Below are 15,221 nucleotides of genomic sequence, written 5' to 3'. Positions count from 1 at the left end.
CCGTGGAGCCGGCCCGGTGTCCGGCCCGTGGAGCCGGCCCGGTGTCCGGTCCGTGGGGCCGGTCCGGTGTTCGTCCGTGGCGGCCGGCCCTGGACCGGTACCCGCCGCGTCGTGGGCGCGGGGTGCTCCGACCCGGGCGGTGAAGGTCAGAGCCGCCAGTCGGGGGTTCGCCCGGGCCGGTAGGCGCAGGTGGACCCGGTCGTCACGGACGCCGTGAGGTGGGCCGCCAGGGCGGGGTGCAGGGCGTCCAGTCTGCGCAGGGCGTCGCGGATCCGGGCGGTGACCGTCTTGCGGGCACGCTCGGCCTGGTCGCCCAGCCGCCGAGGCCGGCCACCGAGCCCGGACGCGGTGCGCAGCTCGTCGAGGAGGGCCTGCCGCTCCCGGTCGTACGCCTCCACCTGCCGGGCATCGTCCCGTGCCGCGGCGCGGTCCGTCTCGGCGTCCAGCCGGTCCAGGTGCTCCTTGTAGCGGCGCTTGGCCTCATCGTCGAGCACCGGATCACCGCCGAGCCGCCCGGCGGCGACCACGAGGCTCCCGCCCTCGGGTGCGAGGAGCTGGACGGCCGGGACGTCGGTGCCGGGAAGACCCAGCAGAGTGTGCAGGTCCCGCAGGCCCTTGGCGTCCGGGACGTGCACGGTCACCCCGTCCCAGCGGAGCTGCCAGACCGGCCCCTTCCGCCGGAACTCGGCGCGCTCCCCGCTCTGCTCCGCGGGCGGTGCCCCGGTCGGTGCTCCTTCCGCCGTCCGGGCCGTGCCCCGGTCCGGAGCCGCGTGGGGGATGGATACCGACGGCGGGGTGGGGGCGGGGGCAGTGCCGTCGGCGGGGGCGGTGGCGGTGGCAGTGCCGTCGGCGGTGGTGGCGGGCAGGAGTGCGCGGAGCGCGATGGTCTCGGACACCCAGTGGTGCAGCGCCAGTTCGCCTGCTTCCCGTGCGACGTCGTCGAGCAGCCGACGAGCCTGCCCGGCGTCCCCGGTACCGGTACCGGTACCTGGGGCGCGGGTCAGCAGGGCGCGGGCCAGGTGGACGCGGGAGCGTACGGCCCAGGGGCGGGCGCCGAGGCGGTCCGAGGAGGCGGCGGCCTCGGTGAGTGCCGCCACCGCCGCGTCCCGGTCGCCGCGCGCGGCGGCGAGCATTCCGAGCCACAGGTCGACGGGCCCGCCGATGTCGCACCCGGCGAGCGAGACGACCCACTGGCCCGTGTAGGGCGTCAGCTCGTCCTCCGCGCGGGCGATGAGCCGCGGGTCTCCCGTCAGCGCCGCCGTCTGGGCGAGCAGCCTGAGCCACTGCGGCATGAAGGCCCGCGGGTACGGGGCGGCGCGGTCCGCGTGCTCGGCGATCAGGCGCAGCGCGGGCGCGGCGTCGCCCTGCTCCACCGCGGTGACCGATTCCAGCAGCCGGAGGCAGGGGTGTCCGGAGCTCCGCAGGCGGTGAAGTGCCTCCTCGGCCTCGGCGAAACGGCCCTGGAGCAGGTGCAGCGCCCAGCGCAGGTGGCGCCCCATGAAGCTGAACGTCGCGCGGTCGCCGCCCTCCAGGGGGAGCGCGTCGTCCGGAAGCGCGGCGGCAGCCTCCGTGAACCGGCCCTGCAGGGAGGCGATCAGACTGCTGTCGACGGCGAGTGCCAGGGCGGACCAGGGCAGCTCGCTCAGCTCCGCGCACCGGACGAACGTACGGAACTGGTCGAGGTAGGCCGGGTCGCCCAGCTCCAGGAGCGTTACCCAGCGCATGGCCGCCGCGTGCAGTTCCATGGCCTGGTGCCGGGCGCGCCGGCCGACGACGGTCAGTTCGTCGGTCAGCGCGAGCCGCTCCACCGCGGATCCGAGGCCCCACACGGAGTCGTGGCGCGCCCAGAGGGAGAACGCGAGCGCCTCGTCGTCCGAGCCGCGCCGGGCCAGCGCCATGGTGTGGACGGCCAGCTCCTGGGCGAGCCGGTCGTCGGAGAGGCCGTCCTGGCCTTCCTTGCCGGTGATCCTGCGGTGCGCCTCGGCGAGGAGGTCCTTCGTGGACACGTCGTGGCTGTTCATGACGGCGTCGCGGTGGAGGGTGATCGCCACGCGGGCCAGCAGCTCCGGGTCGTCCAGCCGGCGGGCGCGGGCGACCGCCTGGTCCAGCAGCCGTTGCGCCTCGGCCTTCTCTCCCCCATGCCGCAGCTGTCCGGCGAGGTCGAGGCCGATCAGCGCTGCCCGCCGGAGGTCCGGGGCGCGTTCCGGTTCTCCGGGGGCGCCGGGGGCGCCGGAGGCGACCGTGAGGGCGCGGCGGTAGTGGCCGATGGCCTCCTCGTCGGCCAGGCGTCCCGCGGCGTCGCGGGCGGCCGCCAGCAGGAGGTCGATCCGGCGGTCGGGCTCCAGCGCCCCGCCGGCGAGGTGCGCGTGCCGGGCGAGATCGCCGGGCCGCAGAGCGACGCCGAGGCTGCCGTGGGCGTCCAGGGTCCGTACGACGGCGGCGTGGCGTTCGCGGACCTCCGCGTCGTCCAGCGAGGCGTACAGCGTCTCGCGCAGCAGGTCGTGGGCGAAGGCGTACTGCCCGGAGGGCCGGGGAACGAGGAGCCGGGCCACGACGGCCGACTCCAGCAACCGGTCCACGTGGGGGACGGGTGAGCCGTGCACCACGGCCAGGACCTGCCGCCGGAACTCCCGGCCGAGCAGGGCGGCGCCGGTCAGCAGGGAGACGACCGGTTCGGGCAGCAGGGCGAGCCGCTGCCGGACGGCTTCGCGTACACCGGGCGGGATGGTGGAGACCGGGGATCCGCTGTGCTGGAGCCGGGCGGTCTGCTCGACGAAGAAGGGGTTGCCGCCGGTACGCCGGTGGACCTCGTCGACCAGCTCCGGCGCGGGCTCACGCCCCGTCGTCACCGCCATCAGCGCGCCCACCTCGTCCCGGCCGAGGCCGGTCAGGGTGAGGGTGGCGGCGGCACGCGAGACCAGCGGCAGGATCAGCGGCTGGAGCGGGTGCCCGGGGGCCTCCACCTCGACGTCCCGGTAGGCGCCGATCAGCAGCAGCCGCTCGAACCAGGCGTGCTGGGCGACGAATTCGAGCAGGCGCAGCGAGGCGGGGTCGGCGCTGTGCAGATCGTCGAGGACGACCACCAGCGGCCGGCTCTGGGAGAGGGTGACGAGGGCCGTGGTCACCGCGTCGAACAGGCCGAAGGCGTCGATCCCGTCGGTGGGGCCGCTGCCGGAAGACGCCAGTAACCCCGTGGGCCGCTGCGGCCCTGGTGAACCCGGTGGCTCCTGGAGGCCGGATGGCCTCTGCGGCCCCTCCGCCCCCGGCGGCTCCTGCGACCTCTGCGTCCCCGGCGGACTGGTGCCGCTGCCCACAGCGCTGAGGGCCGCCGCCCCCGGCGCCGGGTCGCCGAGCAGCGCGGCGAGCCGGCCCTCCGACGCCTCCAGCGCCGCCGTCCACTCCGCCGCCGCGGCGGAGCGGCGCAGGCCGCGCAGGACCTGGACCCAGGGCCAGTAACCGGGGGTGCTGCCGGAGTCCCAGCAGGAGCCGCCGACCACCAGCGCTCCGCGCCGCCGCGCCTCGTGTGCGGCGTCCGTCACGAGCGTGCTCTTGCCGATCCCGGCCTCTCCGGCGACCAGCACGAGGCCGCCGTGGCTGTCCATGGCCCGGGCGATCTCCGAGCGGAGGACGCCTGCGGGGTGGTCGCGCCCGAAGAGAGCAGGGGTCATGGGCCCACGATAGGAGCACCCACTGACAACGGTCCCCCGATTTCCACCGCCGGCCGTCCGGCCGCCCGCCGGATCCGCCGCCCGGCCGGGTACGCCCGCCTCAGTCCGCCGCGCACCACCCGCGCACCACCCGCGTAGGAGCCACGTCGGGCCCGCCGCATACCACCCGCGCACGGCCCGGGTCGGTGTCCGCGCACGGTCCGGGTCAGTGTCCGCGCACGGTCCGGGTCGGTGCCCGCACACGGTCCGGGGCAGGACCCGCGCACGGTCCGGGGCGGTTCGGGCGCACCGCCCGCGTCACTCGCGTACGACCGTCACCGGGCAGGGTGCGTGCTGGGTGACGTGGAGGCTGACCGAGCCGAGGAGGGTGGCCTTCAGGCCGGTGTGGCCGCGGGCTCCCACGACGAGCAGGTCGGCGCCCTCGGCACGGTCCAGTAGCGCCTGGGCCGGGTTGCCGATCACCACGACCTTGCTGACCGCGGCGGATCCCGCGGCGCCGAGCGCCTCCTCCAGCGCCTCGTTGAGGGAGACGGTGGCCATGGCCTGCGGGTCGAAGTCCGCCGGCATGCCCGGCATCATCGACGCCCAGCTGGTGGTGGGGTACTCCCAGCTGCTCACGGCCTCCACCGTGGCGCCGGTCAGCTCGGCCTGGCGTACAGCCCAGTGCAGCGCCTTGATCGACGCGCCGGAGCCGTCGACGCCCACCACGATCCTGCCCATGTCTGCCTCCAGCTCGGTCCTGTGCGGTCCCGCTCGGTACAGCTCTCGATTCACTGTAGTCACATCAGGCACTTGGGGGCGGGGCGTACCGAACCGCCCCCGTAAGTCCCCCTGAGCCGTAAGTCCCGCTCAGCGGGTGCGGCAGGCTCAGTTCGGCCGCAGGGCCGCGAGCTGCTGCTCGAAGGGGACGATCGCGTCCTCCCCGTCGTCCAGGCCGCCCGCGCGCGAGGCTCCGGAGACCGTACGGCCCAGGATCGCGGAGGCCAGCTCGCCGCCCGCGCGCCGGATGCGGGACGGCAGCCCCTCGGTGTACTCGTCGCCCGCCGACCCCCAGTCCTCCGACGCCGCGTAGACGGAGGTGGGCACGGTGACGGCCCGCAGGTAGGCGAAGAGGGGGCGCAGTGCGTGTTCCAGGACCAGCGAATGCCGGGCCGTGCCGCCCGTCGCGGCGATCACGACGGGCTTGCCGGTCAGCGCGGTGGGGTCGATCAGGTCGAAGAACGACTTGAACAGTCCGCTGTACGAGGCGGTGAAGACGGGTGTCACGGCGATCAGGCCGTCGGCCTCCGTCACCGCCTCGATCGCCTCGCGGAGTCCGGCCGAGGGGAATCCGCTGACCAGGTGGTTCGCGATGTCGGCGGCGAGGTCGCGCAGCTCGACGACGCGGACCTCGACCTCCCGGTCCTGGTCGGCCGCCAGGCGCTCGCGGGCGGCGGCGGCCAGCCGGTCGGCCAGCAGCCGGGTGGAGGAGGGCTGGCTCAGTCCCGCCGAGACGGCGACGACGCGCAGGGGGGTGGTGGCGGTCATGGGGGTCAGACCTCCTTCTTCTCGGACTGCTTCTCGGACTGCTTCCCGCCCGTGCGGGCGGTCTCCTGCGGGGCGCGGGCGGCGGCGACCGCCGGGTGGACGGGCGCGGACTCCGGCACGCCGGCGGGCCGCAGACGGGCGAACTCCTTGCGCAGCACCGGTACGACCTCCTCGCCGAGGATGTCGAGCTGCTCCAGGACCGTCTTCAGCGGAAGCCCGGCGTGGTCCATCAGGAACAGCTGGCGCTGGTAGTCGCCGACCGCGTCCCGGAACGTCAGCGTCCGCTCGATGACCTCCTGCGGGGAGCCCACCGTCAGCGGGGTCTCGCGGGTGAAGTCCTCCAGGGACGGGCCGTGGCCGTAGACCGGCGCGTTGTCGAAGTACGGGCGGAACTCCCGTACCGCGTCCTGCGAGTTCTTCCGCATGAACACCTGGCCGCCGAGTCCGACGATGGCCTGGTCGGCGGTGCCGTGCCCGTAGTGGGCGTAGCGGCGCCGGTAGAGGTCGACCATCTTCTTCGTGTGCTCCATGGGCCAGAAGATGTTGTTGTGGAAGAAGCCGTCGCCGTAGTACGCGGCCTGCTCGGCGATCTCCGGGGAGCGGATGGAGCCGTGCCAGACGAACGGCGGGACGCCGTCGAGCGGGCGCGGGGTGGCGGTGAAGGACTGGAGCGGGGTGCGGAACCTGCCCTCCCAGTCCACGACGTCCTCGCGCCACAGCTTGTGCAGGAGGGCGTAGTTCTCGACGGCCATCGGGATGCCCTGGCGGATGTCCTTGCCGAACCAGGGGTAGACCGGCCCGGTGTTGCCCCGGCCCATCATCAGGTCGACGCGGCCGTCCGCGAGGTGCTGGAGGGTGGCGTAGTCCTCGGCGATCTTCACCGGGTCGTTGGTGGTGATCAGCGTGGTGGAGGTGGAGAGGATGAGGTTCTCGGTGCGGGCGGCGATGTAGCCGAGCGTGGTCGTCGGGGAGGACGGGACGAACGGCGGGTTGTGGTGCTCGCCGGTCGCGAAGACGTCCAGGCCGACCTCCTCGGCCTTCTGCGCGATGGCCAGGGTCGCCTTGATCCGCTCGTTCTCGGTGGGGGTCCGGCCGGTGGTCGGGTCGGTCGTGACGTCCCCGACGGTGAAGATCCCGAACTGCATGGCGTCCGCCTTCCTGAGTCCCGGCCGGAGGTCAGGGTTCCGTCGCCGGAAGCCTCGGCCGTTTTGGTTGAACGTTGAACTACACCCTACAACGGGGTCCCCCTCCGTCCTATTCCACGCCCCTCCGAGGGGGTTTCCACCCCGAAGGCGAGCCCCTCCGAGGGGGCTTCCACCCCGAAGGCGAGCCCCTGGGGGGCTTCCGCCACGAAGGCGAGCCCCTCGGAGAGCTGCCGCGCCGGGCCCGTGGCCCGTACACTGAGGCCATGACCTCCGTCCCGTGCCGAAACTGGTGGCGCTCCTCATAGGAGCGGCCACAGCATCTGCACGGAACCAGGGCCGTTCGACATGGACGGCCCTTTTCGCTGCCCTCGTACGGCGCGGACACGGAGACGGAGCGCAGCGGCGCTCACCGGCGGGGCCGTCCCTCACGCATCACACCCGCGAGGAGAGACACCCGTCATGACCAGCGCCCCGACCGCGACCGCGACCGTCGCCACCGCTCCCACCCCCGTCGAGCTGCGCAGCGCCGAGCTGGAGCACCGCATCGCGCAGGACCCCGGCCGCTTCCGGGTCCTCACCGGGGACCGCCCCACCGGCCCCCTCCACCTCGGCCACTACTTCGGCACCCTGCGCAACCGGGTCCGCCTCCAGGATCTCGGCGTGGACGTGTTCGTCCTGATCGCCGACCTCCAGGTGCTCACCGACCGGGACACCGCCGACCGGCTCCAGGAGTACACGGAGGGGCTGCTCCTCGACTACCTGGCCCTCGGTATCGACCCCGCCCGCTCCACCGTCTTCCACCACAGCGCCGTCCCCGCGCTGAACCAGCTCCTGCTCCCCTTCCTCAGCCTCGTCTCCGTCGCGGAGCTGGGCCGCAACCCCACGGTCAAGGACGAGATCGCACACTCCCGGCAGTCGGCGGTCAGCGGGCTGATGTTCACCTACCCGGCGCACCAGGCCGCGGACATCCTCTTCTGCAAGGGCAACCTCGTGCCGGTCGGGCAGGACCAGATCCCGCACGTCGAACTGACCCGGACGATCGCGCGCCGCTTCAACGAGCGGTACGGGAACGTCTTCCCGGAACCGGACGTCCTGCTCTCCCCCGCGCCCCTCCTGCTCGGCACGGACGGCGGCAAGATGAGCAAGAGCCGCGCCAACTCCATCCCGCTCTCCGCCACCGCCGACGAGACGGCCCGCCTGATCAGGGGCGCGACGACCGACGCCGACCGGCACATCACCTACGACCCCGTCCGCCGGCCGGGCGTCTCCTCGCTCGTCCTGCTGGCCGCCCTCTGCCTGGAGCGGGAGCCGCACGAGGTCGCGGCGGAGATCGGCGACGGCGGCGGCGCCGCCCTCAAGCGGACGGTGACCGACGCGGTCAACGGCCACCTCGCCCCCTTCCGGGCCCGGCGGGAGGAGTACGCGAAGGACCTGGCGTACGTGAGGTCGGTGCTCCGGGCGGGCAACGAACGGGCGAACGCGATCGCGGAGAGCACGCTGGCCGAGGTGCGGGAGGCGATGGGCGCGTTCCGGTAGCCGACCGCGCCCGCCGCACCCGGAACGGAGGCCACCGGCACGCCCCTCCCCACGGCGCCTGCCCGCCTCCGTTCCCCCCGCCGCACCCGGAACGGAGGCCACCGGCACGCCCCTCCCCACGGCGCCTGCCCGCCTCCGTTCCCCCCGCCGCGCCGCCCCCTCCGCCGCGCCACCCCCGTCCCGTCGCCCCTACTGCCGCACCGCCGCCGTCCGCCGGCGGCGCAGCAGCTCCGCGAGGCCCCGGCGGGTGGCGGCGATCACCACGCGGTCCTGGGCGCGCAGGACGTAGCCGGGGTGCAGGTCCCAGACCAGGCCGGAGGGCGGCGCCGTGCCGCCGCCCACCGGGTCGTACGGGGGGACGGCGGCGAGGTCGGGGGCGCGGTCGGCGGGCGGGGTGGCGTCGAGGGCCAGGACCCGCCACGCGCCGGACCGGAACGCCTGCTCGACCGTGCGGCCCTCCAGCTGCGGGTGCCCCGCGACCTCCAGGGCCGCGAACAGCATGACCTTCCGCTCGACCGGGACCGCGCCGAGGATCTGCCGGCCCATCATGGCGACCGCGAAGGCCGGGGCGGCCAGGTGGGAGACCGAGCGGGAGCGGGTCAGGGCCTGGGGGTGCGCGGTGCGCAGGGTGCGGTAGACGGCGGTGGCGAACTCGTCGTCGTACAGCCGCAGCGCCACCCGCAGGTCCGGTTTCACCGAGCGGGCGTACAGCGTCGCTTCCAGGTTGGTCGTGTCGATGCTGGTCAGCGCGAGGAGGGCGTGGGCGCGGCGGATCTTGGCGGCCTCCAGGACGCCTTCCTGGGTGACGTCGCCGATGACGGTCGGCACGTGCAGGGAGCGGGCCAGCGGGATGCCCCGCGCCTCGGGGTCCTCCTCGACGACGACCACGGGGATGCCGAGTTCGCGGAGGCGTACGAGGACGCGCGTCCCGATCTTGCCGAGGCCCAGCAGCACCACGTGGCCCGACAGGCCGCGCGGCGGGCGGCGCAGCGAGGAGACCGTGCGCAGGGTGCCGAACGCCTCCAGGACGGCGGCGATCAGCAGCGGCAGCAGGAGCAGCCCGGCCATGCCGGAGAGGATCTGGATGATCTGGCGGGCCGGGGGCGCGTCCTCCGCCGGGTCGTTCATGCCGAGCAGGTCGAGCAGGGTCAGGTACGTGGAGCGGAGGGCGGAGTCCTCGGTGGTCAGCAGCGAGGCGATCACCAGGGCGAGCGCGGAGAGCGCGACACCGAGGGCCGACCAGCGCAACCGGCGGGAGAAGACCTGGGAGAGCGGGGCGCCCCTGCCTCCCATCCGGGCCGCGGGCCGGTCCGGGGCGGCCCGGCTGATCGCTTCGAGGACCACCGTGCCCCGGCCGGTCGCGGCGGCGACGGCGCTCTCGTCGGGCAGCAGCAGCGGGGCCTCGTCGCCACTGCTCTCCGAACCCTCCGCTCCCGCCGGGTCGTTGGTGGTGGAGGAGAGCAGGGCGAGGGTGCACAGCCCGGGGTCGGCGCTCTCGCCGGGCCGCGGCGGCGGGCGTTCGGCGGCGCGCAGGAGCAGCCCCTCGGCCTGGATGACCTTGCTGCTGCCGGTGAGGGCGGTGGCGGCGAGGGCCGGGGCGGCGGTGTCGGCGTCGGACAGGACGGTGGTGGAGGCGTCCAGCAGCGCCGGGTCGATGCCGGGCATGGTGACGGCCGCCGCCTGGTCGAGCAGCTCCTCCAGGTGCTGGCCGAGCTTGCGGTTGTAGAGCCGGATCACCAGCCGCAGGCGGGGGTTGAGGCGGCGGGCGGTCAGGGCCGCCCGGATGTTGCGCTCGTCGTCGTCGTAGACGAGGGCGAGGGCGGCGGCCCGGTCGACGCCCGCCTCCTCCAGTACCTCGTCGGAGGGCTCGGGCGCCTCCATGATGCGGACCGCCTCGACCCCGGCGTTGGTGTCGCCGCCGCCCCCGGCGGCCCCGTTGCCCGCGCGGTTCATCGCGGCCGACATCCGGCCGAACAGGGCCGCCGCACGGCCGCGTTGGGTCAGCGGCGTCTCCGGGGCGTTCGCGTCGCGGCCCGGGGGAAGGAGGAGGGTGACCCGTTCCCCGTAGACGTAGCGCAGCTCCACGGCGAGCCGGCGGGCCAGGGCGTCGTCACCGCAGACGATCATGTGGCCGGAGGACGGCGGCCGTCCCGGCTGCTGAGGGAGTGGAGGCACGAAGCCCAGCATGCCGTGATCCTTCCGGCTCGGTCTGCCCGGTCAGTGCGGAGTGTCGGTGATCTTCACATGGTGGTTCCGAACGGCCCGGTTGTCGACCGCGTCCGGGTTGCCGACCGCGTCCGGCCGGAGGGCGGTCGGCCCGTCCGCCGGCTCCGCCGACGGGCGCCGGGGGCCGGCCGCGCGCCGGATCGCCGTCTCCACCGCCGCGACCCGGTCCGCGAGCAGCCCGAGCGCCGCCACCGCACGCGTCACCGGGTCGCCGTCCGGCCCGCCGAGCGCCTGCGTGCGGACGTAGGAGGCGGTGATCGCCGCCCACCGCTCGGCCTGTTCGGCGGTGAGCGTGGAGCGCAGGGCGGCCAGCTTGAGCAGGTTCGCCTCGGCCCCCGTGGTGAGCGTCTGGGCCTCGCCCGCGTAGTGGTCGTCGACCACGGCGGACAGTTCGGCGTCGTTCATGACGGGCACGATCCGCTCCGCGATCTTGTTCATGTTGCGGTAGGAGCCCTGGAGCCGGAACGGCGGCTCGGTGCGGGTGGCGTCCGTGCGCGCGGCCGAGGCGATGTACGCCGCGTTCACCGCGAGGACGGTCTCCCGGGCGGTGAGGAGGTGGCGCAGCACGGCCAGGACGCGGTCCAACTCGCCTGATGAGTAGGGGTGTTCCAGCTTCCCCGCGCGTGCGGACGGGTCGCCGCCGGCCAGCCGCACCAGCAGCGCCAGATCGTCCCGGGAGCGGGCGGCGAGCGGGGCGAGTACCGGGTTGGCGGTCAGCGCGTTCTCCACGAAGCTCAGCGCGAAGACGTCCTCGCGGCCGCTCAGCACCTCGCCCAGGTTCCACACGTCGGCCCGGTTGGCGAGCATGTCGGGGATGCGGAACCGCTCGCCGGACTCGGTGTACGGGTTGCCCGCCATGCAGACCGCGAACCGCTTGCCCCGCAGGTCGTAGCTGCGCGGCTCGCCGTCCCGCACCCCTTCGATCCGGCGCGTGGCGTCGCACAGCGGGATGAACTTCTGGAGCAGTTCGGGCGAGGTGTGCTGGATGTCGTCGAGGTGGAGGAGGGTGTTGTTGCCCGCCTCCAGCGCGAAGTTGATCTTCTCGATCTCCTGCCGGGCGGTGGCGCTCGGGGCCCGGTCGGGGTCGAGGGAGGTCACGTCGTGGCCCAGGTTCGGACCGCTGACCTTGACGAGGACCATGCCGAGCCGGTCCGCGACGTACTCCATCAGCGTCGTCTTGCCGTAGCCGGGCGGCGAGACGAGCAGCAGCAGCCCCTGGGAGTCGGTGCGCCGGTCGGCGTCGGCGGTGCCGAGCTGCTTGGCCAGGCTGTCCCCGATCAGCGGCAGGTACACCTCGTCGAGCAGCCGGTTGCGGACGAAGGCCGACATGACGCGCGGCCGGTGGTCGTCCAGCCGCAGCCGTCCGCGCTCGGCGGCCACCAGGGAGGCGCGCAGCCGCTGGTAGGCGCGGAACCCGGGCACGGTCACGGTGCGGAACTCGGCGGTGCGTGCGAGGAGTTCGTCCAGCCGTACGGTGAGGACCCCGCCGCCCGCGATGCGCGGGTGGTCGCCGAGCAGGCCCTCCAGCCGTTCGGTGAGCGGTGCGTCGCACGCGTACCGCTCCAGCTCCGGGCACACCTCCACCGCCACGGCCTCCGCCAGGTCGCCGCGGTCGGGGCCGGCCCCGGCGGCCTCCAGGGTCTGCGCGTACGGAACGAGCCAGCCCTCCACGAGCTGGCGGCGGGCGGCCGGGTCGTCGCCCAGGGCCGCCAGGTCCTCCCGGTACGCGTCGGGCCCCACGGCCCGGTGGAACCCGTCGAGGAACGCCCGGACCGGGGCGGACCGCACGAACCCGGCCGGCCCGCTCGTCAGCTCCTCGAAGAGGTACGCGGCGACCGCCTCGGGCCGTGCCCCGTCCGGCGCGGCCGGACCGCCCCCGATCGCCGCCGCCCACTCCTCCCGGAGCGCGGCGATGGCGGGGGCCGAGCCGAAGGCGGCGCGGGCCCGGGCCAGCGAAGCGGCACGCCGCCGCCAGGCCGTGCGCTGCTCCGCGTCCACGCCGTACGCCCAGAACAGCTGGGCGGCCGCCCGGGCCCGGGGCTCGTGGCGCAGCAGTCCCGCGCCCGCGTGCAGGCGCAGCAGGGCGGCGAGGATCGCGGTGGCGTCCTCGTCGTGGACGCCCCGGGTGTACCCCTCGTCGTACGCCTCGGCCGCCGACTTCCGTACGAGGAGCGCCCGTTCGGCATCGGACAACGCGGCCAGGCGGCTCGCCCCGTGCTCGTCGAGGAGGCGGGCGGCCAGGTGCTCGGCGCGGTAGACGGCGGCGTTCTCCGAGGGGAGCAGCTGATCCCAGTACGGGCGGGCCGCCGCGAACGCCGGATCGGTGACCGGGGCCCGGTAGTCCGTGCCGGTCAGCGCGAAGGCGAGGCCCTGCCCCTCCCCGTCCCGGCCACCCGAGGGCACGAGCGTCAGGTCGAAGGGCTGGGTGTTCACCGCGAACCGGTGGCGGCCCAGCTTGATCACGGCCCCGCCGTCCGCGTACAGCTCGGTACGGTCGCGCAGGGCGCGGCCCGCCTCCTGCCGGGCCGCCTTCAGCCGCCCCTCCAACTCCTCCGCCCGTACGGGGTCGCCGAGTCCGCGCAGCTCGTCGGCGGTGCGGCGGACCTTGGCGACCATCGGGTCGGAGGCGAACCAGGTGTGGACGGCGTCGAGGTCGTCGAGTACGGCCGCCCGCCGGGCGACGGTCTCCAGCACCCGGTCGGCCGCCCCGGCCAGCCGCTCCGCCCGCCGCGCCCGCTCGTCCTGGAGGGTCTGCTTGCGCGCCGAGAACGCCTCGTACACCTCGGCCCGGCGCTCGGCCAGCTCCGCGAGGAAGTCGTCGAACTCGGAGAACCGCGCCTCCAGGTCCTCCAACCGGAGCAGCAGCCGCGCGAGTCGGTCGTCGCACGCCTCCGGCGTATCGGCGGCGGCCAGGGCGCCCGTCACCGCCTGCCCGAGCAGCGCGAACTCGGCGGCGAACTCGGCCCGCCCCTCTTTCGACAGCAGCTCCCCGCGGCGCGCGTCGAGCGTGGCGCGGGCCCGGTTCGCCCCGCCCAGCACCTCCGCGATCCGCTCCAGGATGGAGGTGCGCACGGTGGCGTCACCGATGTCCAGGCCGGTGACGACGTCGGTGACGGTGGCCAGCCCCTCCGTCATCGCCGCGAGCCGGTCCGTCACGGCGGACGCCTCCCGGGCGGTCTCCAGGGCCCCCGCGTCGGCGACGAGGCCCGCGACCTCCTCGTGGTAGCCGTCGAAGGCGTCCTCGCGCGCGAGGAAGGAGACGGCCCGCCGGGCGGCGGAGGCGATGTCCTCCTCCGTCCGGGCGGACAGCTCCGCGATCCGCCCGGCGTCGGCGTACCGCATTCCCGCGACGGTCGCCAAGTGGCCGTGCGCCTGCCGGAGTTCGGTCAGCCGTTCGACCCAGGCGGATGCGGAGCCCGGCGCCTCGCCGCGCACCCGCCGCACCAGGGCGGTGATGCGGGCGTCGGTCTCCGCCAGCGCGTCGGCGGCCCGCCGGGTCAGCTCCTGTACGGCGGTGAACTCGGCCAGCACCTGCTGCGCGGTGTCCCGCAGCTCGTCCAACGGCTCGGCCAGTGCGCCCAGTTCGGGGTCGGAGAGCCAGTGGTAACGGTCCTGGGCGCGGGCGCAGTCGGCGGCGAGCCGCTCGTAGACGGCGGTCGTCGGCGCCATGTCCCGTACGCCGTGGGCGAGGGCGAGGCAGTCGGAGATCCCGCGCACCAGGTCGGCGTTGCCGGTCCGGGCCAGCGGCCCGGCCCCGGCGGGGCGGGCGGCGGCGTGGGTGTCGGAGACGTACGGGGTCTGCCAGCGCTGGAGGGGGTGCACGCGGGCCGGCTCGTCCGGGCTGTCCCGCAGCAGGACGAGCGTCCCGTCGTCCAGCAGCGCGTGGCCGCGCCCGGTGAGCGGGGTGGCGACCTCCTGGCGGATCAGGTTGTAGGGGAGGAGGAGGCTGCGGAGGCCGTCGCGGGAGCGGAAGACGTACAGCACGTCCTCGCCGTTGGGGGAGCGGACCGCGCCCTCGAAGACGGGCTCGGTCAGCTCCTCGGCGGTGTCGAAGGTCTTCGCGGCGCCGGTGGTGAGGTAGTAGCCGCCGGGGAAGATGATCCCCTGGTCCTCGGGGAGGCGGCGGCAGGCGGGTCCGATGCCGTCGAGCCGTTCGACGGTGCCCAGCAGCGAGTTGAAGACGAGGTGGCGCCAGTGCGTCTCCTTGTAGGGCCGCACGCGCAGCAGCACCAGCGGCCCTACCTTCGCGTAGGCGACGTCGGCGTCGGCCAGCGACTGCAGCGGCTCGTCGACCGGCTCCTCGTAGATCCCGTCCGGCGACTCGGTGTCGTCGGCGGTCTTGACGGTCAGGGTGCCGCCGAGGGTGTCGACGAAGAGGCCGCCGCCCTTGCCGACGGCGATGTGCGGGTGGCGCCCGGGGACGTGGGCGTCGCGTCCCGCGACGGTCCACTCCACGTCGTGGGAGGGCGGGAAGACGTGGTCGCGCTCGCCCTGCGCGTCCAGGAACGCCCCGGGCGACCCGTCCGCGCCCAGGGCCCAGCGCAGGACCCGGATGTCCTCGGCGTTCTCGCCGGTACGGAAGACGGCCAGCAGCCTGCCGTCCACGCGGCGCAGCCGCAGGAGGCGGGCGTCGCGGAAGTAGCGGTGGAGGGAGGCGAACGCGTGCCGGAAGCCGGGGTCGTCGAGGAGGGCGTCCTCCTGGGCGGGGGCGTCCGCGGCGTCCGCGTCCCGCGGCGAGGCGTCCCGGACGAGGAGGACGTCCTCGACGCCGGCCTCGCCCCGGGCCCCCGGCCCCCGTTCGAAGCCGAAGAGCAGCTTTCCGCCCACGGCGACGAGGTCGCGCGGTACGGCGGGGTGCTCGGTGCGCACCTGCTCGGTGGCGAGGAGGCGGAGGCCGGTGGTCCCGAACTCCTCGGTGCGGCGGGCGTCGAGCGCCTCGGCCCGCCGGATGAGCTCGCCGGCCCGGTCGGAGAGCCGCCGCCGCAGCACCTCGTAGGCGCCGTCGTCCACATCGCCGCGCCCGCCCGGGGGCGCGGTGGCGGTGGCGGTGTTGTCGCTGTCCATGCGTACGGCTCCCTACGTGTTTCTTCCGGCGTGCGGAGCGGGCGGCCCCGTGCGG

7 protein-coding genes are annotated in these 15,221 nt (G+C 74.9%); 1 reads left to right on the top strand and 6 read right to left on the bottom strand.

Features of this window, described 5'->3' with window-relative positions; genetic code table 11:
- Positions 1 to 146: 146 nt before the first annotated feature.
- From ACH4K1_RS12860 to ACH4K1_RS12845, 4 genes are all read right to left on the bottom strand, one after another.
- A complete protein-coding gene (locus tag ACH4K1_RS12860) occupies positions 147 to 3,668 on the bottom strand; it encodes an ATP-binding protein (protein WP_398089025.1) in 3,522 nt (1,173 codons plus the stop codon).
- 297 nt (positions 3,669 to 3,965) lie between these two features.
- Positions 3,966 to 4,388: a universal stress protein gene (locus ACH4K1_RS12855; RefSeq protein ID WP_398089023.1), complete on the bottom strand. Its 423-nt coding sequence runs from the start codon at positions 4,386 to 4,388 to the stop codon at positions 3,966 to 3,968.
- Positions 4,389 to 4,535: 147 nt separating this feature from the next.
- On the bottom strand, positions 4,536 to 5,195 hold the full coding sequence (locus ACH4K1_RS12850; RefSeq protein WP_398089022.1) for an FMN reductase: 660 nt from the start codon (positions 5,193 to 5,195) through the stop codon (positions 4,536 to 4,538).
- Positions 5,196 to 5,200: 5 nt separating this feature from the next.
- Entirely contained in the window at positions 5,201 to 6,340 is a 1,140-nt protein-coding gene (locus ACH4K1_RS12845; RefSeq protein ID WP_398089020.1) for an LLM class flavin-dependent oxidoreductase, read from the bottom strand.
- A gap of 459 nt (positions 6,341 to 6,799) precedes the next feature.
- On the opposite strand from ACH4K1_RS12845, the gene trpS reads away from it, so the two are divergent.
- Positions 6,800 to 7,876 carry a tryptophan--tRNA ligase gene (gene trpS / locus ACH4K1_RS12840; RefSeq protein ID WP_398089019.1) on the top strand — a complete coding sequence of 359 codons (1,077 nt, stop codon included), beginning with the start codon at positions 6,800 to 6,802 and terminating at the stop codon, positions 7,874 to 7,876.
- A 189-nt stretch (positions 7,877 to 8,065) separates the two neighbouring features.
- Here trpS and ACH4K1_RS12835 read toward each other — a convergent pair whose 3' ends face one another.
- Both ACH4K1_RS12835 and ACH4K1_RS12830 read right to left on the bottom strand, forming a co-directional pair.
- The gene (locus ACH4K1_RS12835) at positions 8,066 to 10,063 is read right to left on the bottom strand and encodes an NAD-binding protein (RefSeq protein WP_398089018.1); all 1,998 of its coding nucleotides are present in this window, start codon (positions 10,061 to 10,063) and stop codon (positions 8,066 to 8,068) included.
- A gap of 30 nt (positions 10,064 to 10,093) precedes the next feature.
- A complete protein-coding gene (locus ACH4K1_RS12830; protein WP_398089016.1) occupies positions 10,094 to 15,166 on the bottom strand; it encodes a DNA repair ATPase in 5,073 nt (1,690 codons plus the stop codon).
- Positions 15,167 to 15,221: the final 55 nt, after the last annotated feature.

Source organism: Streptomyces sp. NPDC017448 (genome assembly GCF_044330565.1).
Lineage (GTDB): Bacteria > Actinomycetota > Actinomycetes > Streptomycetales > Streptomycetaceae > Streptomyces.
This window is presented reverse-complemented; position numbering and strand designations above follow the sequence as displayed.

Bases quoted from the DNA above. Each gene is read 5' to 3' on its own strand.
- ACH4K1_RS12845 (WP_398089020.1), bottom strand. From the start codon at position 6,340: ATGCAGTTCGGGATCTTCACCGTCGGGGACGTCACGACCGACCCGACC.
- ACH4K1_RS12850 (WP_398089022.1), bottom strand. From the start codon at position 5,195: ATGACCGCCACCACCCCCCTGCGCGTCGTCGCCGTCTCGGCGGGACTG.
- ACH4K1_RS12855 (WP_398089023.1), bottom strand. From the start codon at position 4,388: ATGGGCAGGATCGTGGTGGGCGTCGACGGCTCCGGCGCGTCGATCAAG.
- ACH4K1_RS12830 (WP_398089016.1), bottom strand. From the start codon at position 15,166: ATGGACAGCGACAACACCGCCACCGCCACCGCGCCCCCGGGCGGGCGC.
- trpS (WP_398089019.1), top strand. From the start codon at position 6,800: ATGACCAGCGCCCCGACCGCGACCGCGACCGTCGCCACCGCTCCCACC.
- ACH4K1_RS12860 (WP_398089025.1), bottom strand. From the start codon at position 3,668: ATGACCCCTGCTCTCTTCGGGCGCGACCACCCCGCAGGCGTCCTCCGC.
- ACH4K1_RS12835 (WP_398089018.1), bottom strand. From the start codon at position 10,063: ATGCTGGGCTTCGTGCCTCCACTCCCTCAGCAGCCGGGACGGCCGCCG.